Origin of the sequence: Roseobacter insulae (assembly GCF_019375555.1) — a bacterium.
Classification (GTDB): domain Bacteria; phylum Pseudomonadota; class Alphaproteobacteria; order Rhodobacterales; family Rhodobacteraceae; genus Roseobacter; species Roseobacter insulae.
The window spans coordinates 208,872-235,459 of the sequence record NZ_JAHXDN010000004.1 but is presented as its reverse complement, the minus strand read 5'-3'; the positions used below and the strand labels follow the sequence as shown (position 1 = coordinate 235,459).

General features: G+C 59.7%; 30 protein-coding genes. 10 read left to right on the top strand and 20 right to left on the bottom strand.

Annotation, left to right across the window (positions count from 1 at the left end; translation table 11 throughout):
- Nucleotides 1-14 precede the first annotated feature (14 nt).
- Genes KX928_RS15345 through KX928_RS15335 form a run of 3 tightly spaced genes read left to right on the top strand, consistent with a single transcriptional unit; the run spans nt 15 to nt 2,208 of the window.
- A complete protein-coding gene (locus KX928_RS15345) occupies nt 15-521 on the top strand; it encodes a sulfopyruvate decarboxylase subunit alpha (RefSeq protein ID WP_219504403.1) in 507 nt (168 codons plus the stop codon).
- Entirely contained in the window at nt 518-1,072 is a 555-nt protein-coding gene (comE, locus tag KX928_RS15340; RefSeq protein WP_219504401.1) for a sulfopyruvate decarboxylase subunit beta, read from the top strand. The genes KX928_RS15345 and comE overlap by 4 nt, the downstream gene beginning before the upstream one ends.
- Nucleotides 1,072-2,208, top strand: a complete 1,137-nt coding sequence (locus KX928_RS15335) for an alpha-hydroxy acid oxidase (protein ID WP_219504399.1) — start codon at nt 1,072-1,074, stop codon at nt 2,206-2,208. Before comE ends, KX928_RS15335 begins: the two co-directional genes overlap by 1 nt.
- 183 nt (nt 2,209-2,391) lie before the next feature.
- Here the strand turns inward: KX928_RS15335 and KX928_RS15330 are convergent, their stop codons facing one another.
- From KX928_RS15330 to KX928_RS15320, 3 genes are all read right to left on the bottom strand, one after another.
- The gene (locus KX928_RS15330) at nt 2,392-3,012 is read right to left on the bottom strand and encodes a pyridoxamine 5'-phosphate oxidase family protein (protein WP_219504397.1); all 621 of its coding nucleotides are present in this window, start codon (nt 3,010-3,012) and stop codon (nt 2,392-2,394) included.
- 10 nt (nt 3,013-3,022) lie between these two features.
- Nucleotides 3,023-3,490, bottom strand: coding sequence for a nuclear transport factor 2 family protein (locus KX928_RS15325; RefSeq protein ID WP_219504395.1), 468 nt, complete (start codon nt 3,488-3,490; stop codon nt 3,023-3,025).
- 85 nt (nt 3,491-3,575) lie between these two features.
- Complete coding sequence (locus KX928_RS15320; protein ID WP_219504393.1) at nt 3,576-4,028, bottom strand: cysteine hydrolase family protein; 453 nt, start codon at nt 4,026-4,028, stop codon at nt 3,576-3,578.
- 210 nt (nt 4,029-4,238) lie between these two features.
- On the opposite strand from KX928_RS15320, the gene KX928_RS15315 reads away from it, so the two are divergent.
- Complete coding sequence (locus tag KX928_RS15315) at nt 4,239-4,793, top strand: TetR/AcrR family transcriptional regulator (RefSeq protein WP_219504390.1); 555 nt, start codon at nt 4,239-4,241, stop codon at nt 4,791-4,793.
- Nucleotides 4,794-4,878: 85 nt separating this feature from the next.
- Here KX928_RS15315 and KX928_RS15310 read toward each other — a convergent pair whose 3' ends face one another.
- From KX928_RS15310 to KX928_RS15300, 3 genes are read right to left on the bottom strand one after another with little or no spacing between them, the layout of a single operon-like run.
- On the bottom strand, nt 4,879-5,571 hold the full coding sequence (locus tag KX928_RS15310; protein WP_219504388.1) for a GntR family transcriptional regulator: 693 nt from the start codon (nt 5,569-5,571) through the stop codon (nt 4,879-4,881).
- Nucleotides 5,564-6,724 carry an acetylornithine deacetylase gene (gene argE, locus KX928_RS15305; RefSeq protein WP_219504386.1) on the bottom strand — a complete coding sequence of 387 codons (1,161 nt, stop codon included), beginning with the start codon at nt 6,722-6,724 and terminating at the stop codon, nt 5,564-5,566. The genes KX928_RS15310 and argE overlap by 8 nt, the downstream gene beginning before the upstream one ends.
- Nucleotides 6,725-6,727: 3 nt before the next feature.
- Entirely contained in the window at nt 6,728-7,912 is a 1,185-nt protein-coding gene (locus tag KX928_RS15300) for a M24 family metallopeptidase (RefSeq protein WP_219504384.1), read from the bottom strand.
- A gap of 173 nt (nt 7,913-8,085) precedes the next feature.
- Here KX928_RS15300 and KX928_RS15295 point away from each other — a divergent pair, with 173 nt between their 5' ends.
- From KX928_RS15295 to KX928_RS15285, 3 genes are all read left to right on the top strand, one after another.
- Complete coding sequence (locus tag KX928_RS15295) at nt 8,086-9,459, top strand: aspartate aminotransferase family protein (protein WP_219504382.1); 1,374 nt, start codon at nt 8,086-8,088, stop codon at nt 9,457-9,459.
- A gap of 235 nt (nt 9,460-9,694) precedes the next feature.
- Nucleotides 9,695-10,606, top strand: coding sequence for an MBL fold metallo-hydrolase (locus KX928_RS15290; protein WP_308342347.1), 912 nt, complete (start codon nt 9,695-9,697; stop codon nt 10,604-10,606).
- Entirely contained in the window at nt 10,603-11,547 is a 945-nt protein-coding gene (locus tag KX928_RS15285) for an MBL fold metallo-hydrolase (RefSeq protein ID WP_219504379.1), read from the top strand. Before KX928_RS15290 ends, KX928_RS15285 begins: the two co-directional genes overlap by 4 nt.
- Before the next feature lie 54 nt (nt 11,548-11,601).
- Here KX928_RS15285 and KX928_RS15280 read toward each other — a convergent pair whose 3' ends face one another.
- The 13 genes from KX928_RS15280 to KX928_RS15220 all read right to left on the bottom strand — a co-directional run bounded on the left by KX928_RS15280 (nt 11,602) and on the right by KX928_RS15220 (nt 22,980).
- Nucleotides 11,602-12,663: a YeeE/YedE family protein gene (locus KX928_RS15280; protein WP_219504377.1), complete on the bottom strand. Its 1,062-nt coding sequence runs from the start codon at nt 12,661-12,663 to the stop codon at nt 11,602-11,604.
- A gap of 207 nt (nt 12,664-12,870) precedes the next feature.
- Nucleotides 12,871-13,302 carry a DUF302 domain-containing protein gene (locus KX928_RS15275; RefSeq protein ID WP_219504375.1) on the bottom strand — a complete coding sequence of 144 codons (432 nt, stop codon included), beginning with the start codon at nt 13,300-13,302 and terminating at the stop codon, nt 12,871-12,873.
- Nucleotides 13,303-13,387: 85 nt separating this feature from the next.
- Nucleotides 13,388-14,656 (bottom strand): NAD(P)/FAD-dependent oxidoreductase, encoded by a 1,269-nt coding sequence (locus tag KX928_RS15270; protein ID WP_219504373.1) that lies wholly within the window; start codon nt 14,654-14,656, stop codon nt 13,388-13,390.
- A gap of 28 nt (nt 14,657-14,684) precedes the next feature.
- Entirely contained in the window at nt 14,685-15,389 is a 705-nt protein-coding gene (locus tag KX928_RS15265; protein WP_219504371.1) for a c-type cytochrome, read from the bottom strand.
- Nucleotides 15,389-16,387 (bottom strand): c-type cytochrome, encoded by a 999-nt coding sequence (locus tag KX928_RS15260; protein ID WP_219504369.1) that lies wholly within the window; start codon nt 16,385-16,387, stop codon nt 15,389-15,391. Before KX928_RS15260 ends, KX928_RS15265 begins: the two co-directional genes overlap by 1 nt.
- Nucleotides 16,371-17,633: a sulfite dehydrogenase gene (gene soxC, locus KX928_RS15255; protein ID WP_219505076.1), complete on the bottom strand. Its 1,263-nt coding sequence runs from the start codon at nt 17,631-17,633 to the stop codon at nt 16,371-16,373. Before soxC ends, KX928_RS15260 begins: the two co-directional genes overlap by 17 nt.
- A 20-nt stretch (nt 17,634-17,653) precedes the next feature.
- The gene (gene soxB / locus KX928_RS15250) at nt 17,654-19,351 is read right to left on the bottom strand and encodes a thiosulfohydrolase SoxB (RefSeq protein ID WP_219504367.1); all 1,698 of its coding nucleotides are present in this window, start codon (nt 19,349-19,351) and stop codon (nt 17,654-17,656) included.
- A 66-nt stretch (nt 19,352-19,417) separates the two neighbouring features.
- Nucleotides 19,418-20,266: a sulfur oxidation c-type cytochrome SoxA gene (soxA, locus tag KX928_RS15245; protein WP_219504365.1), complete on the bottom strand. Its 849-nt coding sequence runs from the start codon at nt 20,264-20,266 to the stop codon at nt 19,418-19,420.
- Nucleotides 20,267-20,293: 27 nt separating this feature from the next.
- Nucleotides 20,294-20,623 carry a thiosulfate oxidation carrier complex protein SoxZ gene (soxZ, locus tag KX928_RS15240; RefSeq protein WP_219504363.1) on the bottom strand — a complete coding sequence of 110 codons (330 nt, stop codon included), beginning with the start codon at nt 20,621-20,623 and terminating at the stop codon, nt 20,294-20,296.
- Nucleotides 20,624-20,638: 15 nt separating this feature from the next.
- A complete protein-coding gene (gene soxY / locus KX928_RS15235) occupies nt 20,639-21,055 on the bottom strand; it encodes a thiosulfate oxidation carrier protein SoxY (protein ID WP_219504362.1) in 417 nt (138 codons plus the stop codon).
- A 33-nt stretch (nt 21,056-21,088) separates the two neighbouring features.
- Entirely contained in the window at nt 21,089-21,562 is a 474-nt protein-coding gene (gene soxX, locus KX928_RS15230) for a sulfur oxidation c-type cytochrome SoxX (protein ID WP_219504360.1), read from the bottom strand.
- 95 nt (nt 21,563-21,657) lie between these two features.
- Nucleotides 21,658-22,230, bottom strand: a complete 573-nt coding sequence (locus KX928_RS15225) for a thioredoxin family protein (protein ID WP_219504359.1) — start codon at nt 22,228-22,230, stop codon at nt 21,658-21,660.
- Between the two features lie 12 nt (nt 22,231-22,242).
- Nucleotides 22,243-22,980 (bottom strand): cytochrome c biogenesis CcdA family protein, encoded by a 738-nt coding sequence (locus KX928_RS15220; RefSeq protein ID WP_219504357.1) that lies wholly within the window; start codon nt 22,978-22,980, stop codon nt 22,243-22,245.
- A 78-nt stretch (nt 22,981-23,058) separates the two neighbouring features.
- Between KX928_RS15220 and KX928_RS15215 the strand changes: the two genes are divergently transcribed.
- The 3 genes from KX928_RS15215 (at nt 23,059) to KX928_RS15205 (ending at nt 24,959) form a co-directional block, all read left to right on the top strand.
- Nucleotides 23,059-23,418: a hypothetical protein gene (locus tag KX928_RS15215; RefSeq protein ID WP_219504356.1), complete on the top strand. Its 360-nt coding sequence runs from the start codon at nt 23,059-23,061 to the stop codon at nt 23,416-23,418.
- 101 nt (nt 23,419-23,519) lie between these two features.
- The gene (locus tag KX928_RS15210) at nt 23,520-23,855 is read left to right on the top strand and encodes an ArsR/SmtB family transcription factor (protein ID WP_219505075.1); all 336 of its coding nucleotides are present in this window, start codon (nt 23,520-23,522) and stop codon (nt 23,853-23,855) included.
- 39 nt (nt 23,856-23,894) lie between these two features.
- Nucleotides 23,895-24,959 carry a YeeE/YedE family protein gene (locus KX928_RS15205; RefSeq protein WP_219504354.1) on the top strand — a complete coding sequence of 355 codons (1,065 nt, stop codon included), beginning with the start codon at nt 23,895-23,897 and terminating at the stop codon, nt 24,957-24,959.
- 147 nt (nt 24,960-25,106) lie between these two features.
- On the opposite strand, the gene KX928_RS15200 is transcribed toward KX928_RS15205, so the two are convergent.
- The gene (locus tag KX928_RS15200) at nt 25,107-26,474 is read right to left on the bottom strand and encodes a DUF3179 domain-containing protein (protein WP_219504352.1); all 1,368 of its coding nucleotides are present in this window, start codon (nt 26,472-26,474) and stop codon (nt 25,107-25,109) included.
- Nucleotides 26,475-26,588 lie beyond the last annotated feature (114 nt).

Sequence of the window (26,588 nt, the reverse complement as noted above, 5' to 3'; positions counted from 1 at the left end):
AAGGCAACCTCACTATGAATATCGACAAGAAGATCGCGGGCGATCTTGTTGCGAATGATGTCTCTTTCATCACCACAGTGCCATGCAAACAGCTGGCCGGTGTGATCGAGGAGATCGATCAACGTGACGATATCTTCCACATCCCTTCCAACAAGGAAGACGAGGGTATGGGGCTTTGCGCGGGTGCATGGATGGGCGGCAAACGGCCGGCGATCATCATGCAGAACACGGCCATCGGGGTGACAATCAACACGCTCGCCACGTTGATCCAGTATTACCGGATGCCGCTGCCGATGCTGATCTCATACCGGGGGGAACTGCGTGAGCCGGTGGCCTGTCAGGTGGAAATGGCAGTGCACACCAAGGCGCTGCTCGCCCAGATGAATATCCCGACGTACCATTTCCACAAGCAGTCGGATGTCGAAGAGTTCGACATGATCCTGAAATACACCTTCATGTGCAACAAACCCGTGGCGATCCTGACGGATGCCAACTTCTGGGGAGGCTATGGCGACCAATGATCCGTTCTGAAATTCTTAAAGAAATTGCGCCGATCATCCGTGATCACCTTGTCGTCTGCAATATCGGCCTGCCCAGCCAGGAATTGCATATGATCGACGACCAGCCAACCAACTTTTACATGCTGGGCACGATGGGGCTGTCATCCTCAATCGGGTTCGGTCTGGCCCTTGCACAGGACAAACCTGTCATTTCCATCGATGGGGACGGCTCGGTTCTGACCAATCTGGGCACCCTGCCAACCATCGCCAATAACGCGACGGGCAACTACACCCTGCTGATCATCGATAACGGATCATATGGGTCCACCGGCGACCAGCCGACCTATGCGGGGCGCAAGACATCGCTGACATCCGTGGCCAAAGCCTGCGGCTGCGATAACGTGATCGAGGTGCAGGACAAGGACCTTGGGCCCGTTCTGCAAAGCGCCATCGACAGTGACGAGATGACGATCATCGTCTGCAAGTGTGACAGCGGCAATATCAAGCTGCCGGTGATCACCATGGACCCGGTCGTGATAAGGGATCGCTTCATGAAGGCCGTTCAGGCCTGATGAGCGCCGACGCCATCCACTCCGCCGAGGACGCCCGCCGGCTGGCACGCCGTCGTCTGCCGTGGATGGTGTTCGATTACATCGACGGGGCCGCGGGGCAGGAAACTGGTGCGGCACGCAATCGTGCCGCCCTCGATCAGGCAACCCTGCGGCCCCGCATCCTGCGGGATGTGAGCGCGCGGGCGCTTGGCATATCCGTGTTTGGCAAGCTGACCAAGCGCCCGTTCGGGATTGCGCCGATGGGCATGTGCAACCTCTCTGCCCCCGGTGCTGACCTGATGCTGGCGCGGCTTGCGGCCAGATATCAAGTGCCTCACGGTGTTTCCACCGTGGCCTCGACACCGATGGAAAAGATCATCGAGGTGGCTCAGGGAAATGCGTGGTTCCAGCTTTATTTCAGCGGCGACGGCGTGGGAACCTTCAAGCTGGTCGATCGGGCCAAGAACGCTGGCTACGACACGCTTGTCCTGACCGTGGATGTCCCCGAGGTAGGGCGCCGCCCGCGCGAACTACGGCATGGCTTCAAGATGCCGTTTAAAATCGGCCCGCGCCAGTTCATCGACTTTGCGCTGCATCCCCGCTGGTCCGTTTCCGCGCTGCTGCACGGCAAGCCACAAATGGCGAATTTCGAGATGGACGGATTTGAATTCGACCGCACCGAAAGCCGGGCCCGCGCAACGTGGGACACGCTGAACCGGTTGCGGGATACCTGGTCAGGCAATCTGGTTGTGAAGGGGGTGTTGGATGTCGAAGACGCCGTGGCCCTGAAAGCCGCAGGCGTTGATGGTATTCAGGTCTCAAGTCACGGTGCCCGCCAATTGGAAAGCGCCCCGTCGCCCTTTGCCATGCTGCCTGCGATGCGCGCAGCGCTTGGCCCGGACTACCCGCTGTTCTTTGACAGCGGGCTTCGGTCCGGAGAGGATGCCTTGAAAGCAATGGCCGCCGGCGCGGATTTCACTTTCTTCGGTCGAATCCTGCAATTTGCAATGGCCGCGGGCGGAGAGGCCGGGTTGGCGCAATTGTGGGATGTGTTGAGCGAAGAGATGAGCATCGCTATGGCTCAGACCGGTCTCTGTGATCTTGGGGCCATGACAGCCGACCATTCAGGAGCTGGCACGCTGCCCGCCGAAAGATAGCGGCCAGCAGCTATGTCCCGGCACGGGCAAACATCGCATTTCGCAGGTTGATCAGGCAGTGCCGCGGGCGCTTTCCGCGACCGAAACAAGTGCGCCCCCGGCCTCCGGTATGGTGACCTGACGCCCTGATGGAGCAGCTGTTTTGCAGCCCTGTTCTAAAACAGGCGGCCCGCGGTTGAAGGGTTAGGTGGGGCGCGTCGGCGTAACATGCGCCAACATCAGCGCGGCGCGGAGCTCGGCTGCCTCGGCCTCAAGTTCCTCGACTTTTCGGAGAGCCTCAGAATCCGTGAAACGGCGGGGAATATGCTGCGGGCAGTTCCAGTCAAAGGCCTCTACATGGATCACCACAAGCCGCTCTGCCTTGGCGGCGATCCCTTCAGCGCTCTGGTCCGCCCAGTCCGCCGGGATCGGTTCAAGCATCTTTGCACGCCCCCAGATCTTGAGCCGCCGGGCGTTCGGATAGTCCATCAGGATCAGTGAAATGCGGTCGTTGCCGGACAGATTGCCCAGGCTGATGTACTGGCGATTGCCGCGCAGGTCGGCATAGGCGATCGTTTTGTCGTCGAGCACCCGCAGGAAGCCTGCAGCGCCGCCACGAAACTGCACATAGGGCCAGCCGGTTGCGGATACTGTGGCCTGGTAAAAACCGTCACGCGCCTGAATGAACGCCGTCTCGTCAGCGCCAAGGCAGGAGCCGCCGACCCGATCCGGCGACAGAAACTTGGCGTAGTGGCCCGACCCGAGGCGGTCCTGCTGGTCGCGTACGTCCGGTGTGAAGGCGAGTTTTGCAAAGGATACAGCCATGTGACACCTCCTAAAGGTCGAGTTGCTCAAGGCCGGGATGGTCTTCGGGTCGCGGCCCGAGAGGCCAGTCAAACAGGCGGTCCTGTGCGCGGATCGACAGGTCGTTTATTGACGCGACCCGGCGGCGCATCCGGCCATCGGGTGCGAACTCCCAGTTTTCGTTGCCAAACGACCGAAACCATTGGCCCCTATCATCGTGCCATTCATAGGCGAAGCGCACCGCGATGCGATTGTCCGCAAATGTCCACAATCCTTTGATGAGGCGGTAGTCCAGTTCACGCGACCATTTGCGGGTCAAGAACGCGTGAATCTGGTCGTGGCCGGAGAGAAATTCAGCCCGGTTTCGCCAGCGGCTGTCGTCGGAATAGGCGGGCGTGACAATATCGGGGTTGCGGCTGTTCCAGGCGTCTTCGGCGGCGCGCACCTTTTTCAGGGCGGACTGGTGTGTGAAGGGCGGCAAGGGGGGGCGATCTGGCATATTGTTTTCCTGTCGGTTTTTTCCCAACCGGCGACGAGGGAGGCAGAGGATCAGCCGGTTGGGAACGGGGCGAACCCCGGGGGGATCAGTGGGCGTTTCGCAGGGCGGAGACAACGGTGTCCGTGTCGGCGAAATGGCTTGCGATCATGCGGAAGTTGGTGAGTGCGGCGGCATAGCCATCAAGATCGGGTAGTTGTGCTGCCGCCGTGGCATCGGTCACGACCATGACCTCGAACCCCTGTTCCTGAAGTTCGCGCATGTGGCTCTCGGTGCACAGGTTGGCCGACATTCCGGCAAGGACGACCTTGTCAATGCCACGCTTTCGCAGCTGCGGAACCAGATCGTTGGTTTCGGGGCCAAACACCTTGTGGGGACCGGTGACCATGGTTTCGCCATCCTCGATGTACGGCTTGTATTGGGCCAGCCAGTCGGCACCGGAGCCTTCAAGCCCGTCAGTCTCCATCGAGCCAATGGCTGCGGCCACGCCAAACGCGGCGCAGGCCAAGACAGCGGGCAAGGCAATATGGAGTTTTTTCATGGCGAGGCTCCCGAGGTTAACAGGTCGGTTAATGTCGTGAGATGAATGTGGACCGATCTGTTAATGAAATCAAGGGAATTTTAGCTAAGTGGCGTGCGAGGGTACACCTGCGTTGCAGTGATTTTGAATAAAAACCATTCATGTATAGTGTGTTGCTTGACTTCTTTGTGCATGAAAAATATTTACTGATCAGTTAACCGGAGAAGCCTCATGAGCCAAAACAAGCGCGCCGAATTGATTCGAAAAGCACTGCTTCTGTTTTATCGAAACGGATTTCACGCCACCGGGATGGACTTGGTGGCCAAGGAAACGGGGGTGTCCAAGACATCAATCTACAAACACTTCAGGACCAAGGAAGAGCTGGTTCTGGCCGTGCTTCGTTTGCGGGACGAGAACTTTCGCAATTGGCTCTACAGGCGGATGGAGGAGTTGGCGGAGACGCCGGGCGACCAGCTGCTGGCGATGTTCGACGCACTCGGTGAATGGTTTGTCGAGGACGGTTTCAAGGGCTGTATGTTCATCAAGGCGAGTGCGGAGTTCCAGGAACGCGAACATGCCATCAACGTGCAGGCATATGAACACAAGCGATTGCTGGTCGATCACTTCGAGAAGCTTGCACGCGACGCCGGGCTGTCAGACCCGCATCGCGTTGCCAGACAGCTTCTGATCCTGAAGGAAGGCGCAATCGTGGTTGCAGCCATGTCCCATGCCGAAGCGTCCGCGGCAGAGGCAAAGGCCACCGCAATCACTCTGTTGAGAAGTTGATGAACCTGCTCGGGGGCGAACAGGCCGCTGCAGATCGTGCATTTTCGCAGCCGCGTGCTCTTGGGTCGGCAAGATCCGCGGGCTTTCAGCTGTTTTGCTGCAAGCGCTTGAAGCTCATGGAGATATGTGCGCGCTGAATATGCGCGGCCGCTTCGATGTCGTTTGACCGCAGCGCCTGAAGCAGCGCTTCGAGCTCATGATGGAAAATGCGAAATTCTTCCTTCAGGTCAAGATGCGCTTCGATCGCTGCCTGCAGCCAGATCCGCTTGGTCTGGTAGTATAGCCGCTCAAGCACCGCGCGCAGCGGGATATTTGCGGTCAACTGCAACAGGGTTTGGAAAACGTCCATGTCAAACCGGGTGAATTCGTGGGGGGTGCCAGTGTCGATGATCTCGCGACCGCGTGTCACCAATCGTTCAAAGCGCTCGACAAAAGCGACGTCCGGCACGACCGGGTCAAGTCGCCCCATCAACCCGGTAAGTTCGACGCGCAGGTGATACACCTGTTCGAGCGCGCCAATATCTGCATCGGTGACAATTGTACCGACACCATGCACGGATTGCACAAGGCCCTCGTCTTCCAGCCGGGCCAGAACCCGACGCACAGGTGTGCGGCTGGTGCCGAATTCCGACGCAAGACTGGTTTCGGACAGCCTTGTGCCCGGAGGGTAGCTGAGCAGACAGATGCGTTGGCGGATCTGATGGTGGATGGCCGCGTGCCGATCCCTGACCGAGAGCGGCCCGTCCGCGGGCGACCTTTCGGGCGACCGATTACGCATCGAGTTTATCCACCAGCCCTGTCAGCATTTTCAGGCATTTCGAAAGCTGATCCAGTGATACGAACTCATCCGCCTTATGCGCCTGTTCGATGGAGCCCGGGCCGCAGACAACAACATCCGTGCCAAGTGCCTGAAAGATGCCGGCTTCGGTGCCGAAAGCAACGAGATCCGCGCCGTTTGCCCCGGTAAGTTCGCTGATGATCCGGCGCGCTTCGTTGGTGTCGGTGGGGATCAGCCCGGCCACCTCCCCGATGACTTCAAGCTCGATCGCGGCGTCAGGGTGACCGGCGCGCATTCGGGGCAGCAGCTCCGCCGTGCAATAGTCCCGGAGCGCGGACTTCACAAAGTCGGCATCCGATGGGGTCACGGGCCGCATCTCCCAGTCGATCTGCGCTTTCGAGGCGATGACATTATGGGCGATGCCGCCCCTCAGCGCCCCCACGTTCACCGTTGTCCAAGGGGGGTGGAACCGGCTGTCCACGGGGGCCATGCCGCGCAGCTGGTCCTTAAGCTCCAACAGACGACTGACGTAGCGCACCGCAAATTCCACCGCGTTCACGCCAAGGTCAGGCGCTGACCCGTGGCCTTCCAATCCGCGAAAATGAGTCGTGTATTCGTAACAGCCCTTGTGACCTTCGATGACGCGCATCTCGGTTGGCTCGCCAATCACCGCAATGTCGGGTGTCAGGTCTTTTTCCTGAAGTATCCGGGCCAGATGTTGCGCACCAAGGCAGCCGGTCTCCTCGTCGTAGGTCAGCGCGATGTGCACGGGACGGTCTTTGACCCGCGCCGCGACGTCCGGCGCCACAGCTAGCACGGCCGCTATGAACCCTTTCATATCGCAGGTTCCGCGGCCGTAGAGCCTGCCCTCCCGTTCGGTCATTACGAATGGATCCGAGCGCCAGTCCTGATCGGTTGTGGGCACGACATCGCTGTGCCCGGATAGCAGGATGCCGCCATCGCGAAGAGGCCCGAAGGTGGCGAAAAGATTTGCCTTGGTCCCGCAGGGGGAGGCCATGATGTCAATATCCGCGTTGAGCGCGCGAAGTCGTGCGGCAGCGAAGGCTATCAGATCGAGGTTGCTGTCTGCGGACACCGTTGGGAACGCGACAAGCTGTTGTAAAAGTTCCCGGGTACGATCAAGCTTGTCCATCGCTCACCTTTTTACAAACAACTTGCGGTCGACGTTGCATAACGCTTCGGCGGGACCGGTTTCGGTGATGAGAATTGTCTCGGTTGTTTCCAACCCCCAGGTGTCCATCCACAAGGCGGGCATGAAGTGGAACGCCATGCCCGGTTCCAGCACGGTGTCATCCTCCCGCCGGAGTGACGCAGTGCGCTCGCCCCAATCCGGCGGGTAGCTCAACCCGATGGGATACCCACAGCGCCCTTCGCGGTGAATGCCGTGCTTTCTGAGCACATCGGTGAAGGCATTGGCGATGTCACAGGTCCGGTTTCCCGCCCGCGCGGCCTCCAGCCCGGCAGAGATCCCCTCCAGTTGCGCTTGTTCGGCTTCAACCATCTCTTTCGGCGGGGTACCCAGGTACACGGTTCTGCACAAGGGAGCATGGTATCGTCGGTAACATCCCGACAGTTCAAAGAAGGTTGCTTCGTTTTCACGCATTTCAGCGCCATTCCATGTCAAATGCGCAGCGGTCGCATCGACCCCGGATGGGGTCAGCGGGACAATTGCCGGATAATCGCCCCAGATGTCGTCCACCCCCGTGATCCCGGCGTGGAAGATCTCGGCGACAAGGTCGTTCTTGCGTACGCCGGGCGCTGCTTTTTCGATTGCCGTTTGAACCACCTTTTCAGAGATGCGCGCGGCCTTGCGAATGAAATCGATTTCCGCGTCGGATTTCACAAGGCGCTGCCAGTTCACCAAGGCGGTGGCATCGGTGACATGCGCTGATGGCAGTGCGCGGGTCAAAACCTCATGGGCCTTGGCCGAGTAATAGTAATTCTCCATCTCCACACCGATGCGCGCGGTGCCCATCCCAAGACCCAGAATAAGCTGCGCAAGATGCTGCATCGGGTGGCGTTCGGTCGACTGCACGTAATTGTCCGCGTAGCCGTGGATTGCAGCCTCGCTGAGCCAGCAGGTGCGTTTGGCGCCAAGGCTGTCCATATGACGCCCCCACCAGATCGGCTCACCCTCCATGGTCAGCAGAACGCCCTGGTGAACGTAAAACGACCAGCCATCGTAACCTGTCAGCCAGGCCTGGTTGGAGGGATCTGTTACGAAGAGGACCTCAATGCCAGCCGCCTGCATCGCGCTCCGTGTCTTGGCGATCCGGCGGTCGTATTCGTGCTGATGGAATGGCGCGTTGCTTTGGGGCATCGTCTTTCTTTTATCGTGAGCGTGCTTTTATCGTGAGCATGCAAAGATGTGTACAACTGGTCACACATTACGCCAATTTATTCTTGAATCAACAGATTTTGACTGGCAATACGAATGATATCTTCTTTGTTGTGTACAGATTCTAATTTCCAGATCGGGGGCTTGTGAAGCACATGTTAAAGAACGACCAACTCGACGCTTGGGATCGCGATGCGTTTTTTCACCCGTCCACCCATTTGGCGCAGCACGCGCGGGGGGAAAGCCCCACCCGGATCGTCGAAAGGGCGCAGGGCGTTTACATAGAGGACCGCGACGGAAACAGGCTTCTGGACGCCTTCGCAGGGCTCTATTGTGTCAACGCCGGGTATGGCCGTCAGGAAATCGCTGATGCGATCAGCGCTCAGGCCCGGGAACTTGCCTACTATCATTCCTATGTCGGTCACGGGACCGAGGCCTCGATCACGCTTGCAAGGATGATCCTCGATCGCGCACCAGGGCATATGTCCAAAGTCTACTTTGGCTTGGGCGGCTCGGACGCGAATGAAACCAACATCAAGCTGGTCTGGTATTACAACAACATTCTGGGCCGGCCAGAGAAGAAGAAAGTGATCTCGCGTTGGCGCGGGTATCACGGGTCCGGTCTGATGACCGGGTCGCTGACCGGGTTGGAGCTGTTTCACAAGAAGTTTGACCTGCCGCTGGAACAGGTGGTGCACACCACGGCACCGTATTTCTACCGGCGCAATGACCTTGAGCAGTCGGAGGCGGAGTTCGCTGCCCATTGCGCGGAAGACCTTGAGGCATTGATCGCGCGCGAGGGCGCCGACACAATTGCTGCCTTTATCGGTGAGCCGGTTCTGGGCACCGGAGGTATCGTGCCGCCACCGGAAGGCTATTGGCGCGCGATACAGGCTGTCCTGAAAAAACACGATATCCTGCTGATCGCCGACGAGGTGGTTACCGGCTTTGGCCGTCTGGGCAGCATGTTTGGATCTGATCACTATGGCATTGAGCCTGACCTCATCACCATCGCCAAGGGGCTGACGTCGGCCTATGCGCCCCTGTCGGGGTCCATCGTGTCTGAAAAGATGTGGGAGGTGCTTGAAAAGGGCACTGACGAGAATGGACCCATCGGGCACGGGTGGACCTATTCGGCACATCCCATCGGTGCTGCTGCCGGGGTGGCGAACCTCAGGCTTCTGGATGCGCTCGGTCTTGTTGCCAACGCCGGCGAAACCGGCGCCTATCTGAACCGCGCGATGGCCGACGCTTTGGCCGATCATCCGCATGTGGGCGACGTGCGTGGCGAAGGCATGCTGTGCGCGGTCGAATTCGTAAAGGACAGGGATAGCCGCACCTTCTTCGATCCTGCGGACAAAATTGGCGCGCGGGTTGCGGCCAGCCTTCTGGAGCAGGACAAGGTGATTGCACGGGCCATGCCACAGGGCGACATTCTTGGGTTTGCACCACCTTTTTGCTTGAGCCGTCAGGAGGCCGATACGGTTGTTGCGGCCACGGCAAGGGCCGTGCGCATGATCCTTGGATGAGCCCGGACAATGCTCCCCGCGGATTTGCATGAAGTAAGGTGCCGCGCGCGGCGTCTTTGCAGAAGAGTAGGGGGCAGCGGGCGAACCCCCCGGTGAATCCATTTGCGCCTGTCCTGCGACTGCCGGGCACGCATCTCTTCAGGTGATGTCGAAGGCGTTTGGCTGATCCAAGCCTTGCGTTTGGCATCCCGATAATGTCATATTCATTAAATGGAATTTGATGGAGGATGGCACTTTGGATAGACGGCAGGTTCTTGCGGGCTTAAGCGGCCTTGCTCTTGGTCAGATGCCCTTTGCGTCCTTCGCACAGACCGAGCTTCGCATCGGCCAACGGCAGGTGACGAGCATCAGCGACGGGCATCTCGTCCTCCCCGGCGCCATGTTCTTCGACCATTTGCCTCGGGCGGAGCTGAACCGGATTCTGTCCGACCATGGTGTGTCCTTCGAGGAGCTCAGGCCGCCGTGCAATTTGACCCTCATGCAGGAGCCCGACAGGGTCGTGCTGTTTGATGCAGGATCCGGTGCGGGCTTCATGCCAAGCGCGGGGTCCATGCTCGCCAGTCTGGAAACGCAGGGCCTTGCGCCCGAAGACATCACGCATGTGATCATCACGCACGCACACCCCGACCACCTGTGGGGCATACTGGATGATTTTGACGATCTGGTGTTTCCCAACGCCGAGGTCATGATCGGAGAGCAGGAATGGGCGTATTGGACCGACCCCGCGACCGTGGACACCATTGGCGAGGCCCGCGCGTCCTTTGCCGTCGGCGCGGCACGCCGTCTGGACGCCATCAGGGATCAGGTGAGCCTGTTCAACGGAGGAGACGAGATCTTGCCGGGTGTGATGGCGCACGGCACCCCGGGCCACACCCCGGGGCATATGTCGTTCGAAATACGCGATGGATCAGATGTCGTGATGGTCGGCGGCGATGCCATCGGGAACCATCATGTGGCCTTCGCGCGCCCGGAATGGCCAAGCGGTACGGATCAGGATCAGGACCTTGGTGCGAAAACCCGGGTGCGTTTGCTGGACCAACTGGCGACGGAGCGTCTTCCACTGATGGGCTTTCATCTGCCGGGAGGCGGGCTTGGCCGGGTCGAGCGGTTGGGTGATGCCTACCGTTTCGTGGAGTGGGGCGCATGAAACGCTGGCTTGTTCCTGCCCTGATCGTTGGTACTGTGTCGCATGCCAGCGAAGACATCGCCGACAAGTACCCGGCATCCCTGCTTTATGACAAACCGGTGGAGGTGATCCCCGGCGTGTATTCTGCGATTGGCGCAACCGCGCCTCCGACGTTTGAAAACGCAGGCCACAACAACAATCTCAGCTTTATCGTGACAGGTGAGGGGGTTGTCGTGATCAACGGTGGCGCGGCCTACGGGCTTGCAAAGGCGCTTCACGAGGAGATCCGGGCGGTTACGGATCAGCCGGTAAGACTGGTCTTCAACGAGAATGGTCAGGGCCATGCGGTCTTGGGCAACAACTATTGGGCGGAACAGGGAGTGCCGATTGTTGCGCATGTGGATGCCGCCGCAGAGGTTGCCGACTATGGTGGCAGTATTTTGGAGGCGATGAAGCGCTATAATGGGTCACAGGCCGACGGCACGGTTTTGCAAGGCCCGACAGAGACTTTCGAGGAAGAATACATCGTCGAGATGGGCGCATTCCGGATAGAAGCGCGGTATCTGGGCCCGGCACATTCGCCGGGGGATATCGTGATCTGGTTGCCCCGGCAAAGCCTTGTGATCTCGGGCGACATGGCCTTTCACGAGCGGATGTTACCGATATTTGAGCATACCTACACCGCAGATTGGCTGGAGACATGGGATGCGGAATTCGAAGCCCTGGGAGCGACCTATGTCATTCCCGGTCACGGTCATCCGACCAACATGGATCAGGTGCGCCGTTACACCAAAGGCTATCTTGAATACCTGCGCGCGCAAATCGGAGCGCATCTGGAAGCTGGCGGCGGGTTGGCGGAGGCGTATTACGTAGACCAGTCGCCCTATGCGCATCTGGACACATTCGAAGAACTGGCAACGAAAAACGCAGGCCGCGTCTTTGAACAGATGGAGTTTGAATAGAGCGTTGACCGCGCGGATCGGTACCCGCGCCGCACTTGCCTGATCGTGGGGTGATCAGGCGGTTTTGGGCGCGTGCTCGGTCTGCATCAGCCGATGGGTGGCCATCGCGCCCAGCCACATGCAGAATACGGCCAGCCATGCAGTCGTGGCAAAGACCGATCCGCCGGACATGCCGGCCCCCACCGCGCAGCCGCCCGCAAGCATGCTGCCAAAGCCCATCAGGACCGCGCCGATCAGGTAACGCTCCATCGGTGTGTCAGGGCCGAACCTTTCGATCTTGGCCTCGCGTGTCACAAGCGCCATCACCGCCGCGCCGACAAAGACACCCGGCACGAGGCCGACGCCGAAACCCATCGGCAGGTTGGGAGAATTCACAAGACCCATCAACGTGTCTGTCGAGGGGCCGGTGAACGTGATGGAGGAGATCGTGACAACGTCGAAAGAAGTCTGCGCGATGACATAGGTCAGCAACCAGCCAAGCGCCACAGATCCGCCGACGCAGATTGCGGCGATAATGCGTGAGGCCTGCATGCGCCTGTGACGCGAAAGCGCAATCGCGGCAACAAGCGCGCCACCGGCGGCCCATGCGGCGGTTCCGGATGACAGACCCGTCTGTGCCAGCAGGCTGCGGGCGGCCCCTCCGTCTACCAGCCACAAACCGGCCAGGGTCTCACGCGCGGGTGCGAGGACACCGCGCAGGGACGCCTGTGCCACAAGTGTCAGCACCAGACCCGTCAGGATGGCGCGCAGATTGCCCGTCGCCGACAGGATCAGCAACCGGCTGGCGCATCCGCGCGCAAGGATCATGCCTGCGCCGAACATCAGCCCGCCGACCGCCGCCCCGGACAGGCTGCCGGTGCGCGCCAGCTGGCGCGCTTCCGTGACGTCGAGCACACCGGCGAGAATAGCGCATTGCACCGCAAACACGGCAGAAGTGAACGCGACAAGCCATATGGACAGGCGCGGGCCTAACCGGCCTCCCGACACCTCGACGGTTGCGGCGCGCAGGCAGAAGCGCGAATGCTGTGCGGCAAGGCCAAAGATCACGCCGACCAGAGCACCTGCCATCATCAAAACAGGCCCGTCCCCAAAACGATCAATCAAGGCTTCCAACATCGTCCGACCTTTCCGCTGGCGTGTACGCTACCAACCCATCACTGAAACAGCCTTGATGTGGGTCAAATCATCGGGGGAGGAGGTGACATGGCCATCGCGTAAAGACGCGCCTGCGCGGATTAATCAGACAGGCTGCGCCACCGGAGCGTCCGGTCTGACCAAGTGGTCACTTGCTGCACTTTAGTGGAGACGCGCGCCGGTGTCCGCTTATTCCAGTGCCTCGCGCACGATCTCGTCCAGAAAGCCCTGGATCTCCTGCATCTCGCCGTCCGGATACGTCCGATAGCCGACAATCACATCGCCCGCCGTTTCAGCGACGAAAATGCCATAGGGGCAATGTGCGATGTTCATCGGGTCTGCTTCCATGACCTTGCGTGACAATTGCGCCGAGCAAAACAGAAAGATGTCGGCTTCCTCGAAGAGCTTCACATCAGAGCCGACATCGGCGGCTGTCCGATTGAGCATTTCACCGGTGTGGCTGACGTAATCAATGACCAGCCCCCGACCGACGATAGCGCTTTCAACGGCAAAAGCAGCGTCTTCAAAACTGCCGTCGAACGGATAGGTAACGGCCTGATCGGCGGCGTAGGCCGGCATGGCCGTCAGGGCGAAAGCTGCGGCAACACTGAGCAGTCTCATTTGGTCTCTCCCATGGTTCTCCCTTTCCACCCAATCACGGATGGGGGGCTTGGGCATTGATCCACGTCATGCCCAAGCCGTGCCATCAGCTGAACATGTCTGCCGTGATCCCCGCATACCAGCCTTCGGATTCCTCGTAGGTGGCTTTGCGCACTGCCGCGTTTTCGCCGGTCGCGGAAATGAAGCCATCGACCTTCGCAATTTTCTCGTCTGTGGCTTCGTAGGTTGCGCCAACCTTGACCCCGTTGTCAGCGTCGATCAGCGACCAGCAGGTGTTGGAGAACCTCGCCGGGAAGATCTTGGTACCGGTCAGGGCCCCCCGCACCGCGTTGGCGCAGACCTTAGCCTGGCTGTTTGCTGAAAATCCCGATTTCGGCATATCGCCCTGCTGGCTGGCATCGCCCAATACGTAAACATCGGCGTCCGCCTTTGTGCTCATATCAGCGGCGTTGACCGGGGCCCAGTTGCCGTCCGTCACACCGGCAAGTTCCGCGATACGTGCCGCTTTCATGGCCGGAATGACATTGCAGACGTCCACTTGGGTGGCTTCGCCGTCAATGGTGACGGTCATCGCTGCGGGATCGACAGAGACTTCTCCGCCGCCGAAATCCTCGCCGATCCAGTCTACCATGCCTTGGTAATGGTTTGCCCACCCTTCCTGAAACAGCGCCATTTTCGAGAATTTCGGCTTGGGGTCCGCCACAATGATCTTGGCCGTCGGGTTGGTGGCTCTGAGCGTATGCGCAATCATCGACACGCGCTCGTAAGGGCCCGGCGGGCAGCGATACGGATTGGGCGGAGCCACCATTGCAAATGTCCCACCCTCGGGCATTGCCGCCACTTGCGCCTTGAGCAACTCGGTTTGAGAACCGCCTTTATAGGCGTGGGGCATCGCGTTTTGCGAGGCCAGTGACCAGCCTTCGACGGCGCCATCGACAAAATCGATGCCGGGGCTGAGGATCAGCTTGTCGTAGGGCAACGTTGCGCCACCGGCGAGGCTGACCGTCTTGGCGTCCCGATCCACGTCAATGGCCCAGTCATGCACCACGTTGACCCCGTATTTCGCCGCGAGCGTGCCGTAGTTATGGCCAAGGTCGTCCATCTCCTTGAAGCCGCCAAGGTAGAGATTGGAGAAAAAGCAGGTGAAATACGTGCGCGAGGGCTCGATCAACACCACGTCAATGGCGCCCTTGCTGTCCTTGGCGATGTAGCGGGCCGCCGTCGCACCGCCCGCACCGCCGCCGATCACGATCACACGTGGCCTGCCATGGCCATCGGCCAGCACCGCCGGGGCGCTCAGGCTCGCAACAGTTGCGGCTCCTGTACCTAAAAATACACGTCTGTTCAGTGTCATTTCTCTTTCCTCCCAAATGGCGACCCGGTTATTCAAGGTCCTTAAAATATGCGGCCAAAGCGGCAATTTCTTCATCACTCAGGCGCTCGGCCATCATCTGCATCACGGGGTGCGGACGCAGCTTGCGCTTGTAAGCATGCATGGCGACGACGAAGTCATCGGTTGGCCAGCGGGTGATCGAGGGGATGCCGTCGGCGCTGCCGTCAGACTGGTGGCATGTCAGGCATTCGCTGGAGAGATATTCGCCGTATTCGGCGTCGCCCTTCAGGGCCAGGATTGCCGGGTCCAGATCATGATCTGTCGCGCGGGCGGTGGGTTCCGCTTCGGGCACGTCGGACGGGTTGTCGGAAAACCCGCGCAGATAGGCCAGGACGTCCGCCCTGTCCTTCGGGTCCTTCACACCGCGAAAGCTCATCCGGGTTTTCGACACCAGAGCGCGCGGGTTCTCGATGTAGGCGTCCAGTGTCTCAATCGTCCAGACCAGTCCGTCCTGCCCGGCACGGGTCATGGATTTCGAATAGGCGTAGTCCGCATGTGCAGCCGCCGCGCGCCCGAAAATGCCATTGAGATGCGGGCCTATTCGGTCGCGGGCGCCTTGCCCGACCTCGTGGCAGCCCTTGCACTTGGAAAAGACCTTTTCGCCGGCGTCTCTGTCACCGATCTGATCTGCCGCAACGGCCCCGGCCACGAAGATCGCAGCCAGAGCAGCCGGGAGACCCCGCAAAAAGCACATCAGTTCGCAACGCTTTTGAGATATGCAGTGATGGCAGCAAGATCATCCTCTTTCTTGAGGCCTGAAAAGCTCATCTTTGTGCCTTTCATAAACGTTTTGGGCTTGGCAAGAAACGCATGCAGATTGTCGGCATCCCACACCAGACCGTTTTCCGCCATCTCCGTGAGCGCCTTGGAGTATTTGAACCCTTCCACGCGCCCCGCCGGGCTTCCGACGATGCCCGTCAGGACCGGACCAGAGCGGTTCTTGGCACCATCGCCGATCTGGTGGCACGCCTTGCACTTCTTGAAGACCTTTTCACCCGCCTCCACCAGGGCAGGGTCAAGGGCGGCTTCCTGTTCTGCCGGGGCGGCCTGGGCTTCTTCGGGTGCGCCTTCTTCCTGGGGCGTGACGTCGAGCACCATGGCTCGCATGGTCACCTCGACCGCATCCTTACAGTCCGTCATGCAGGGCTCCCCGACCCACTTGGAATGCTCCGTTTCGAGACGGTCGTCCACAATGAAGCCATCCGCATTCGGCAGTTCAAATTCCGCCAGTGTCTCGTCCGAAAGGACGAATTCGTCATCCACCAAATCGTTGGAGTAGAGGATGTAAGCCACGATGGCGTAGACCTCGTCAGGTTCCAGCGATTGCGCGTCGCCAAAGGGCATTGAACGGTTCACATAATCCCAGGCAGTCGACAGGTGCGGCCAGTAGCTGCCCACCGTCTTCAGCGGGTCATCATCGGCCAGAGTGTCCCAGCCGCCTGCGAGTTTCGGCCAGTTGTCAACGCCTTCGGCAAAGTCGCCATGACATGACGCGCATTTGTCCGCGAACACTTCTTCGCCGGTCAGCACGTCACCCGACCCGGGCGGCAGGCCGGTCCCATCGGGGCTCACATCCTTGTCCCAGGCTGCGATTTCTTCTGGGAGCGCCACCCGCCCAAGGCCCAGGTTTTCCGCAACCGCAGGCGTGCCGAGCAAGGCAAGCGTCGTCGTAACTTTAAGAAACTTCAACATTTTCCGCCTCTCCGCTCGGGCGCACCCACCAGGTTTGAATGCAGTTGTTGTGATAAATCGAGTTCAGACCCCGGACCTCGCGCAGCTGGGCCTTGGTCGGTTGCACGTAGCCGGTCTCGTCCATCGCGCGGCTTTGCAGGAACATTTCTTCGCCACCCCAGTCGATGTCGAGATAAAAGCGCGTGAGGGCCATCTTCTCTCCCGGCTTGGCGAGCCGCGCGGTCTGCCAGTTCTTGCCACCGTCCGTAGAGACATCGACCCGGGTGATCGCGCCGCGCCCGGACCACGCCAGCCCCGTGATGACCAAAGGCCCCTTGCCATGGGTGATCGGGGCCTGTGGGCTGGGCGATGTCACAACAGATTTCGCGTCCATCTCCCACGTCCATTTGCGGCTGGTGCCATCGGCCAGCGTATCGGTGTACTTCGATGTCTCTTCACGGCTCTCGACGGGGCCGTCCATGACCTCGATCCGCCTGATCCATTTGACCCACATGTTGCCTTCCCAGCCGGGAACCACGAGGCGGACCGGATAACCGTGTTCCTTGCGCAGCGCTTCGCCGTTGGCCTTGAATGCCACAAGAACATCATCAAGCGCTTTTTCCATCGGGATCGAACGCCCGTTGGAGGAGGCGTCCGCGCCTTCCACGAAAACCCATTTATCCGACAGATCGCCCGCGGCGGCGAGCCCCGCCTCCTGAAGGATCGTGCGCAGCGGCACGCCGGTGTATTCCATGTTGTGGATCATCCCGTGGGTGAACTGCGCGCCATTGAGCTGCGCGCCTGCCCATTCCATGCCGGTATTGGCCGCGCATTCGCAGAAGTAGACGTGATTTTCGCGCGGGAACCTTTCCAGATCGGCATATGTAAAGACCAGCGGACGGTCCACCAGCCCGTTGATCATCAGCCGGTAGTCCTCCTTGCGCAGGTCGATGGCCCCGGAGTGGTGGCGCTCGAAGGCGCATCCCTGCGGCGTGATCGTCCCGTCGAGCGCATGGATCGGTGTGAAGTTGATCGAACTGATCGTATCTGCGGTCAGCCACTCCACGTTGCGCCGGATCACGTCGGCCTCATATTCGATCGGCAGCCCATAGGGCGTGGCATCCACCCCATCGCCCAGACCAGAGGCCCAGGGTTGCACTTCGGTGATCAGTGGATCGGGCGTGCCGGCCTTGGCCGCACCTGCCACAAATGCCGTGCCAGCAGCGGCCCCGCGCAGAAAACTGCGCCGGGAAGGTCCTTTGGACATCATTTCCTCCGTTTTCTTGCTCATGCGCCAACAACCTCCACGCTGGTGTTGGGGGCGACAGAGACGCGTCCTTGCTTGCGAATATGGCTCTCGACCACATCCCAGATCGGGGGGCCTTGCGTGCCTTCGTTCACCGAGGCCCAGCCGGCAACCTGATAGATTCTGGCCGGGTCGATCTTTTCGCCGGTCTTCAGTAATACCATGTCGGTGATGCGGCTGCCTTGCGGTTGGGTGATATCGATGCGGTAGCCAAGCCCGCCAGTGCGCACCATGTCGCCGCCCTGCTGGTAGTAGGGGTCGGGGTTGAACAGGTTGTCAGCCACGTCCTCCAGCACCACATGCAGGAATTCTCCTGTCATCTCGGTGCGGTACGCCGCGCCATAGGACATGGAGGTGACATTCCATATGTCTTCGCGCGTGATGTCCTGGCCCGGCAGCAGGGAAGGGCCCCAGCGCACCCCGGGGCTCAGCGCGATGTCGGCGTCACGTTCCGATATCAGCGCGTCACAGATCAGATCGTCCCATGTGCCGTTGAAATTACCCCGGCGGTACAGCAATGAGTCTGTCTGCCCGATGACCTCGGCGAGCGTTTCCTCATAGGGCGCACGGACGCTGTCAATCACCGCTGCGACATCCGGGTCCGGCGCAATCACGTCTGACAGGACCGGGATCAGCTTGTGGCGGAAGCCCATCATCCGGCCGTCTCGGACATCCAGATCGACACGGCTGACAAATTTTCCGTTGGACCCGGACGCCACGATGATCGTATCGCCCACAAGCACCGGTTCCGGCAGGGCGTCGTGGGTGTGGCCGGACAGGATCACGTCAATCCCCGAGACGATCCCGGCCATTTTCTTGTCCACGTCAAAGCCATTGTGGCTTAGGCAGACCACCAGTTCCGCCCCTTTAGCACGCACCTGATCGACGATTTCCTGCATGTGTTCATCGCGGATGCCGAAGGCATACTCCGGGAACATCCAACCGGGATTGGCAATCGGCATGTAGGGGAAAGCCTGACCGATCACAGCGATTTTCACACCGCCGCGCTCGAAAAACTTGTAGGGGGGGAAAAGCTCCGCGGGTTCGTCCCACTCCGCGTCGAAAATGTTTTGACCAAGGGCGGCAAAAGGCAGCCCCTCGACAATCTCGTTGACGCGATCCGAACCCAGCGTGAACTCCCAATGGAAGGTCATGGCATCGGGCTTTAACGTGTTCATTACATCGACCATGTCCTGACCCTGCGTATGGTAGCAGGTGTAGCTGCCATGCCAGGTGTCGCCGCCATCCAGAAGCAGCGCGTCCGGACGTTCCGACCGGATCTGGTTGATGACCGTTGCCACGCGGTCCAGCCCGCCCACGCGGCCATAGCCCCGCGCCAGAGCTTCGAAATCGCCCGACGACAAGGCATAGTGGGCGTAAGAACCATCGTCGATGCCGTACATTTTACGGAACTCAGCCCCGGTGATATGCGGCACGGCGCCCTTGTTCGCACCCACTCCGATATTAATGGAAGGCTCACGGAAATAGATTGGCTTGAGCTGCGCGTGAATGTCCGTGATATGCATCAGGCAGACATTCCCGAAGCTGTCGAATTGCAGCAACTGATCTTGCGTCAGCGCCTGTTGCGCGGCGATCCGGCCCCACTTCCCGAAACCGGACGCACCCAGTAGCGCGGTGGCGGCCATGCTGGTCTGAAGAAAGTCACGCCGGGATATCATATGCGTTTTCCTGAATATATTAGGGCGAGAAAACCCCGCACGGCATCGGTGCGGGGTCATCGATGTTTAGTTGCGGACCGACGGGCCTTCCACATGCAGCCCGTTGCCGCGCGATGCGACGTAAAGCTCAAGTGCGACGAATTCGGGACTGCCCGGCTTGAAGGTCTCGGCCCGGGTGTCCCTGACGCAGCCTTTGAACCTTGCGTGAACCGCGTTCAGCTTGGTGTTTTTCAGCCGATACGTCGGAAACCCGTTGATCTGGCCCTGGCTGAGGTGGTCGGCACGGATCATGTTGCCGTAGTTGTCTTCGTGACATGACGCGCAGGCCATTTCCAGTTGTCCGGTGCGGGTGTAGTAGAGCTCCTTGCCTGCCTCCCACGTGGATTGCGCCGGTCCGTCGATCGCGACGTTCACCGGCAGACCACGGGAAACGGAAGCCAGAAGCGCGGTCATGTTGACCATGTCGCCGCCGGTATATTTCCACTTCTCGGCACCCATCCGGTTCTCGCGGCAATCGTTGATCTGCATCTCAAGGGTACGTACTTCGCCCGCCGCCTCGTTATACTTGGGATAGACAGGGCGCACACCGGCCATGTCCTCTGCCTCGCCATGGCAACTGGCACAGGACTTGCCTTCGGAACCGTCCGCCGTGTTCCAGACTTCCTCTGCCTGTTCCACGAAGATCATGCCCGGATTGTCGAAATCATCGGCCTGCATCGCGCGAGTTTCGGTGCCGCGAAAGTGCCAGCCGGAGATGACCTCGTCCAGCACATCCGAAATATGTTCGGGCGCCGCGGTGCGGGTGACCAGCGTGATGTCCTCGTTGAGCACCAGCGTGTCTTCCACAGGACCCGCCATAACCGGGGCTGCTGCGGCCAGCGTCGTTGCCAGCAAGGCTACGGTCAGCTTATTCATAAATGTCCCTCCCAAGACAAAAACAGATCACTCGATCGCGATTTTTTTCGACGTATCGTAGACCGAGCCATCGTCGTCGTACCATGTGAACGTGAATTCACCGGCTTCCGGCACCAGCGCCTCGAATTCCAGGTAAGGATTTGTCGAAATCGCCGGCTCCAGCGTCACGTCAACCACGTTCTCACCATTAAAATCGCAGGTGAAACGGTTGATGATCGAGCGCGGGATCACGTTGCCATCATCATCCTTGCGCTGGCCGGACTCCATCTTGTGGCTGATCAGTGTCTTGATCGTGATGATGTCGCCTGCAGCGGCGGTCTTGGGCACTTTAACGCGGGGTTTTACACCTTTTGCCATGTCATTCTCTCCTGATTAGCCGCCGCAGCCGCCGATTGTGACTTTCACCGTCGCCTTGGCCTGAACGAAAGAGCCGTCCTCCAGCTTGGCAATCGCAACCACGTCCTGCGTGCCCGCCAGACGGATCCGGGTCGACGCGGCACGCGATCCTGCCAGCTTGCCGAATTTGAACGTCGCGACGCTTGGCGTAGGGTTGCCGAGGGCCAGCACCATGATCTCGGAAGCAGAGCCCGACGAGACTTCGATCGGAACGGTGTTTCCGTTCTCCGCGATCTCCGGTGCGGTCAGGGTGATGTCGCCCTCACCGACCGGGGCGCCACCGGTGAAGGCTGCGATGGCTTCTTCACCGACCGCCCAGGCGCGCAGGGGCAAACCGGCGGCCAAAATGGCGCCTGACCCCATGAGAATTGCATTTCGTCTTGTCAGTTCCATGCGAGAACCTCCTTTGATCCCGTTCAGGGGGCGTTATTCTTTCAACGTGGATAAATAGGCCACCACGTCTTCGATTTGCTGGGCTGTCAGGAGCGGACCGAATGTATCGTCCGCTGCTTCTCCGGTATAGGCTTTGCCCGGCCGGATGAACCCTTCTGTCTTGTAGAACGAGGGCATCAAGCTGTCCTCGAACATCATCTTGGCATTGGCCACGATCCCGCGAAGCTCCGCCTCGCTCCAGCGCTCTCCTGCTCCGTCGAGCATGGGTCCGATTTCACCGTGAAAGGGCACATCGGACAGGTCACTGACCTCGTGGCAGGCCACGCAGTTACCCATCGACTTGTTGCCGACGATTTCGCGGCCCCTTGTCGGATCACCGGCCACACCGGTGAGAGACGCCTCAACGCTGCCATCCACGAAAGTCACCGCCGTTGGCGCAATTTCTCCGGCACTCAAACCAAGGGTCGATAAGGTCAGGGCCAAAGTTGCTAAAAAAGTGCGTTCCATGCGTCCTCCCAAACACATTCAATATTTCGCATACCATAGGACACAAAAACGCGATTGATCAAGGTCAAATTCCGGTTTGTGAATTTGTTCGGCTGTCAATCCGTAGATCCATCGGCCCGCTCCTGAATGCGGCGTGCGTGGTAGCGTTGGAAATCTTCCTCTGAATCAAGCGCATATCGTTTTTCATTGACCCATGTGAACATATCCAGTGTCGTGCCGGCGCCAAACGCCCCGGGCATCAGGGCCACAGCCGCCGATTGCGCGGTGGCGTCATCGCCGACTTCTTCGGGCAGGAACAGAATCGAGGGGGTGAACAGAATGCCCCATTTACGGGCGGCCTGTTTTTCGGACAGGACGTCGCCGTCAAAGTCAGTGACCTCGGTGTCCCCGTGCAGGTTCAACTGTACAACAAAAAAATTCTCGCGGATGTAGCTGGCGATATCCTCACGCGGGAAAACTTCCTCGTGCATCTTGGTACAGTAGACGCAACCGCGTTGCTCGACCATGATCACGAACCGCTTTCCTTCGTCATTGGCCTCGGCGAGATCTTCAGTGAGGTCTTTGAAAGTGTCGCGCATCCAGTCGGTCTTGTGCAGCCCGTCATCACCAAGTTCCGCGGCAAAGGCAGGCAAAGCGATCATCGACAGAAGAAGTATCAGGCGTCTCATGTGGCAGTCTCCCTAAATGTTCTGAAAGGCAGGAAAGGTTTGCAGCAACCACTGGGCAATATAGTTGACACTGTCGGTGGCGATCAGCGCGGCGAACAGGATCAGTAGCAGCCCCATGGCCTTTTCGACCTTCGGCAAATGGCGGCGGAACCGGGCAGCGAACCTCAGAAACGGCCCGATGAAAAGCGAGGCGATCACGAAGGGGGTGGTCATCGCCACTCCAAAGACCAGCAGCAGGACGAGCCCGCGCAGCGCGGTCGCCTCTGTGCTGGCGGTAAACACAACCGCGGTCAGCACGCCTCCGACACAGGGCGTCCACCCTGCGGCGAAGGCAAAACCAACGACATAAGCCCCGAGGACGGACATGTTCTTGGTGTCACCTGCGTCCATGTGGAAGGCGCGGTTGAGGATGCCGATCCGCAGCACGCCCAGAAAATGCAGCCCCATAACCAACACGACCAGCGCGGCGAAAAGCCTGAATTCCGTCTGGGCTTCGCGAAAGCTTTGACTGAGCCCATAGGCCGCGGCCCCCAGCAGAACGAAGACGGTTATGATGCCCAGCGAAAACATGATCGACGCCAGAAACGCCCGCTTGCGCAGGCCCGGTGCGAGCGTACCCTCGGCGCTGATCTGCGACATCGATGCGCCCGCCATATAGCTCAGGTAGAACGGCACAATCGGCAGAACGCAGGGTGAAAAAAATACGATAAGCCCGCCCAGAAAAGCCCCAAATAATGTGACGTCAAACATCTCGGCTTGTCCTGGTGCTTGTGCAGATTACATATTCAAGATATTATATGTTTGAACAGTTCGTCAATTGGAACCGGGATGAAAAGCCTGCTGGCAACCCTGATACTGAGCTTTACGCCTTGGCCCCTGATGGCAGCCGACCTCGTCATGGTGGAGCAGCACGGGTGCCATTGGTGCGCCCGGTGGAACGAGGACATCGCGCATATCTATCCCAAGACCGATGAAGGTCGGCGGGCGCCCCTGCGCCGGGTTGATCTGCATGATTTGCCCGATGACATCACCTTTGTATCGCGACCGGTTTTTACGCCGACATTTGTGCTGGTGGAGGATGGCAAAGAGCTTGGGCGTATCGAGGGTTACGCCGGTGACGAGTTTTTCTGGTTCCTGCTTGGAAAGTTGCTGGATGCCCACGCGGCTGAAACAAAGATCAAATCTTAGGCGACATGCACTGAACCCCAATGCGCCGCGCCGTCTTCAAATTGCCATCTGGTCGCTGAAAAGGTAAGAGGATCAGAGAAATGCTGGATACCCGACCTAAAATGTCACTTCCCGTGATCACTAAAGACATGTCCGAGGCCGACATGGAGCGCATGATGGAAAGTGCGTGCAACGCATCCAACTTCCTGAAGGCCATCAGCCACGAAGGCAGGCTGATGATTCTGTGCCATTTGGCGACCGGGGAGAAATCCGTCACCGAACTGGAGGAATTGCTCTCCGCGCGCCAGGCCGCCGTCTCTCAGCAACTGTCGCGGTTGCGCACAGAAGGGCTTGTCACGCCGCGCCGTGAGGGCAAGGCGATTTATTACAGTTTGACAGATGAGCGCGCCATTCAGATACTTGACGTGGTCTACGACCTTTTCTGCAAGAACGGGTAAAGCGTTTAGTTACGCCCGTGGACCTGCAGGAGATGATCTATGCTGAACAGTATTTCAGATGCGGGCCTGTTGGCCCTGATCGGGTTTGGAGGTGGGGTCGTTCTGGGGCTTGCCGCACGTCTGGGCCGGTTTTGCACATTGGGCGCGATCGAGGATTTCCTCTATCAGGGCAGTGATATTCGCCTGCGCATGTGGTTGCTGGCAATCGGTGTTGCGGGCTTCGGCGCCTTCACACTTGTTGCCGCCGGCGCGCTGGACCCGGCACAAAGCATCTATCATCTGGCCCCATGGTCACCCGCCCTGGCGATCGTCGGCGGGCTGATGTTTGGCTATGGCATGTCGCTGGCCGGCAATTGCGGGTTCGGGGCATTGGCGCGTTTCGGTGGGGGCGATCTGCGGTCCTTCGTGATCGTGCTGGTGATGGGCATCAGCGCCTACATCATGCTGTCGGGCCCCTTGGCGCACCTGCGTCTGATCGGCCTTGATCTGACGGAAATACCTGTGGAAATCCGAAGCTACCCAGAGGGCCTCAGCATGCTGACCGGTGCACCCGTGGCGGGCCTGGGGCTGGCAATCAGCGCCCTCATCACCGTGGTGGCGCTGTGGTCACGCGACTTTCTGCGCAGTCCCAAGGCCCTCCTGTGGGGAAGCCTTGTGGGCGCTGCCGTGGTCAGCGGCTGGGCGGGCACGCAATGGGTGGCCAGCACCGGGTTCAGCGCATCCGCAGTCAACAGTCACAGCTTTACCTCCCCCTTGGGTGAAACGCTGTTGTTTCTGATGACCTCCAGCGGCGGCGGGCTCACGTTCGGTGTTGGCTCCGTATTTGGCGTTTTGACCGGCGCGTTCATCGGCAGCCTCGTCAAAGGTCACTTCCGGTGGGAGGCATGCGAAGACCCACGTGAGCTGAAGCGGCAGGTTCTTGGCGCGGTCTTCATGGGATTTGGCGCAATACTCGCCATGGGCTGCACCATCGGACAGGGCATTTCCGCGTTTTCGCTCCTGACGTTGAACGCCCCGTTGGTTTTTGCGTCCATCTTCGCCGGCGCGGCCTTTGGGCTGCGGCAGCTGATCACCGGCGTCTCATTCGGCAGGCTTCAGTCCTGACCGACACGGGTCAGCAACGGGTTCCGGTCACAACTGCGCGACGGTCAGGGACGTTGTGATCAGGATCAGCCATCGCGCTCCCATCCCGCCGCGCCCATGCAATGCAATTTCGAAACGCCCGGACAGCACAGGGTTCAGGGCCGTGCTTCAGCCTTTGTAGACCGTCGCCACGCCGCCGAGGTAGTTGTCCCATGCGAACCAATAGGCAATGTGCCCGGCGACACGGGGCAGGCGGGACCCGTCCGGACCGATAACGGCATCTTCGGTGATGATCCATGTCGATCCGTCGGTGGCTTTCAGAGCCCCATCTGACAGCACGAATGACATCTCGCCACGCTCGTAGGCACGCACGCTTCGTGTCTCCTCGCTGCCAAGCAACAGCAGGTTAGTACTGCCGATTGCATCGTGGATCACAGGTTTTTTCTTGAAGGCAGCGAGGGGCCATGCCCGCGCCGCGCCGAACTGACGGATCGTGAATACGTAATCCTTTTGGCGATGTTCACTCTGATCCACCTGGGCCGGAAACATCAGGTCGGGGGAGGCAAAGTAATTGGCATAAACAACTCCGGAACCATAGTTGCGCCGGTGCCCGGTGTTCAGGGAGAGAACCTTCGAGGTCGGGTGAGAGGTTGTCCAGTTATCCCATGTCGTGATGACCACCGGTCGCTGCCTGAGTTCGATGCCCGATGCCGCGAGCGGCCCAACGACGGGTTTGCCGGTAAACTGGTTCCAGAGCGAATGGCTCTCACGATCAAACATCAGCTTGTTGGAGCGGTAAAGGAAGCCGGAGGAACCAAAGACCAGTGGTTTCGACCGGCCCGCGAGGCGCGTTTCAAACAGGATGCCCGATCCGCAGAGCGTGCAGTAGGCGAGGGCGACGGGCACGCCGCCGATCACCTCGTTGAACATTTCGTGCCATCCCATGATCCGCAGGGGATAGGCGCGGACGTCGCCGTTTATCGCGACGCCGAAGACCAGATCGGACCCGCGCAGGTAAGTGGCTTCCTGCGCTGCGATAAGGTCTGGGCGGTCGAGCGACGGGATGCCGTCCTTTTGCACGCCACCCCAGGCAATCTCCTCCAACCTGATCCGCATCCTGTCCCGGGCGAGGTATTCTGGGCGCAAAAAATCAGCAAAATTCGGGTCGACCTGTAGCAACAGCCGACGAGTGAACCGGATGTGCGAGGGGTGCGGGATAATCTGCGGGTTTTTTTCCTGCCAGAGCATCCAGTCAAACCAGCTGGTGCCATGGCGTTCGCCTGTGATCTCTTCCAGCACATTGCCAATGGCTTTGCGGCGGCCGTCCGTGAATCTCAATGCACGAATAAGCCCGGCTGCCATGTCAGGGTTGCCGCGTTCCGCAATCAGCTTCAGGCCTGCCTTGTACTCGGAGGTGGTGCCAAAGACCTGTGCATCCAGCGCTTCCTGTAAGGTTGTATCCTGCGCTGCCAGAGTGCCGGGAACAACTCCTGACGCAAGCGCCAGCGCGGTAAAATGACGCCGTGAAATATCCATTGCGAAATCTCCTTAGCTGTCGTCAGGCTGAAGCCCGGCGCGAACAACTGCAATTAAAGAGATCGTGAGACCGCGGCAGGTATCGCGAATGTGTTTGGTCGTGTGTGCGCCCGG

Bases quoted from the DNA above. Each gene is read 5' to 3' on its own strand.
- KX928_RS15345 (WP_219504403.1), top strand. From the start codon at position 15: ATGAATATCGACAAGAAGATCGCGGGCGATCTTGTTGCGAATGATGTC.
- comE (WP_219504401.1), top strand. From the start codon at position 518: ATGATCCGTTCTGAAATTCTTAAAGAAATTGCGCCGATCATCCGTGAT.
- KX928_RS15335 (WP_219504399.1), top strand. From the start codon at position 1,072: ATGAGCGCCGACGCCATCCACTCCGCCGAGGACGCCCGCCGGCTGGCA.
- KX928_RS15330 (WP_219504397.1), bottom strand. From the start codon at position 3,012: ATGGCTGTATCCTTTGCAAAACTCGCCTTCACACCGGACGTACGCGAC.
- KX928_RS15325 (WP_219504395.1), bottom strand. From the start codon at position 3,490: ATGCCAGATCGCCCCCCCTTGCCGCCCTTCACACACCAGTCCGCCCTG.
- KX928_RS15320 (WP_219504393.1), bottom strand. From the start codon at position 4,028: ATGAAAAAACTCCATATTGCCTTGCCCGCTGTCTTGGCCTGCGCCGCG.
- KX928_RS15315 (WP_219504390.1), top strand. From the start codon at position 4,239: ATGAGCCAAAACAAGCGCGCCGAATTGATTCGAAAAGCACTGCTTCTG.
- KX928_RS15310 (WP_219504388.1), bottom strand. From the start codon at position 5,571: ATGCGTAATCGGTCGCCCGAAAGGTCGCCCGCGGACGGGCCGCTCTCG.
- argE (WP_219504386.1), bottom strand. From the start codon at position 6,724: ATGGACAAGCTTGATCGTACCCGGGAACTTTTACAACAGCTTGTCGCG.
- KX928_RS15300 (WP_219504384.1), bottom strand. From the start codon at position 7,912: ATGCCCCAAAGCAACGCGCCATTCCATCAGCACGAATACGACCGCCGG.
- KX928_RS15295 (WP_219504382.1), top strand. From the start codon at position 8,086: ATGTTAAAGAACGACCAACTCGACGCTTGGGATCGCGATGCGTTTTTT.
- KX928_RS15285 (WP_219504379.1), top strand. From the start codon at position 10,603: ATGAAACGCTGGCTTGTTCCTGCCCTGATCGTTGGTACTGTGTCGCAT.
- KX928_RS15280 (WP_219504377.1), bottom strand. From the start codon at position 12,663: ATGTTGGAAGCCTTGATTGATCGTTTTGGGGACGGGCCTGTTTTGATG.
- KX928_RS15275 (WP_219504375.1), bottom strand. From the start codon at position 13,302: ATGAGACTGCTCAGTGTTGCCGCAGCTTTCGCCCTGACGGCCATGCCG.
- KX928_RS15270 (WP_219504373.1), bottom strand. From the start codon at position 14,656: ATGACACTGAACAGACGTGTATTTTTAGGTACAGGAGCCGCAACTGTT.
- KX928_RS15265 (WP_219504371.1), bottom strand. From the start codon at position 15,389: ATGTGCTTTTTGCGGGGTCTCCCGGCTGCTCTGGCTGCGATCTTCGTG.
- KX928_RS15260 (WP_219504369.1), bottom strand. From the start codon at position 16,387: ATGTTGAAGTTTCTTAAAGTTACGACGACGCTTGCCTTGCTCGGCACG.
- soxC (WP_219505076.1), bottom strand. From the start codon at position 17,633: ATGTCCAAAGGACCTTCCCGGCGCAGTTTTCTGCGCGGGGCCGCTGCT.
- soxB (WP_219504367.1), bottom strand. From the start codon at position 19,351: ATGATATCCCGGCGTGACTTTCTTCAGACCAGCATGGCCGCCACCGCG.
- soxA (WP_219504365.1), bottom strand. From the start codon at position 20,266: ATGAATAAGCTGACCGTAGCCTTGCTGGCAACGACGCTGGCCGCAGCA.
- soxZ (WP_219504363.1), bottom strand. From the start codon at position 20,623: ATGGCAAAAGGTGTAAAACCCCGCGTTAAAGTGCCCAAGACCGCCGCT.
- soxY (WP_219504362.1), bottom strand. From the start codon at position 21,055: ATGGAACTGACAAGACGAAATGCAATTCTCATGGGGTCAGGCGCCATT.
- soxX (WP_219504360.1), bottom strand. From the start codon at position 21,562: ATGGAACGCACTTTTTTAGCAACTTTGGCCCTGACCTTATCGACCCTT.
- KX928_RS15225 (WP_219504359.1), bottom strand. From the start codon at position 22,230: ATGAGACGCCTGATACTTCTTCTGTCGATGATCGCTTTGCCTGCCTTT.
- KX928_RS15220 (WP_219504357.1), bottom strand. From the start codon at position 22,980: ATGTTTGACGTCACATTATTTGGGGCTTTTCTGGGCGGGCTTATCGTA.
- KX928_RS15215 (WP_219504356.1), top strand. From the start codon at position 23,059: ATGAAAAGCCTGCTGGCAACCCTGATACTGAGCTTTACGCCTTGGCCC.
- KX928_RS15210 (WP_219505075.1), top strand. From the start codon at position 23,520: ATGTCACTTCCCGTGATCACTAAAGACATGTCCGAGGCCGACATGGAG.
- KX928_RS15205 (WP_219504354.1), top strand. From the start codon at position 23,895: ATGCTGAACAGTATTTCAGATGCGGGCCTGTTGGCCCTGATCGGGTTT.
- KX928_RS15200 (WP_219504352.1), bottom strand. From the start codon at position 26,474: ATGGATATTTCACGGCGTCATTTTACCGCGCTGGCGCTTGCGTCAGGA.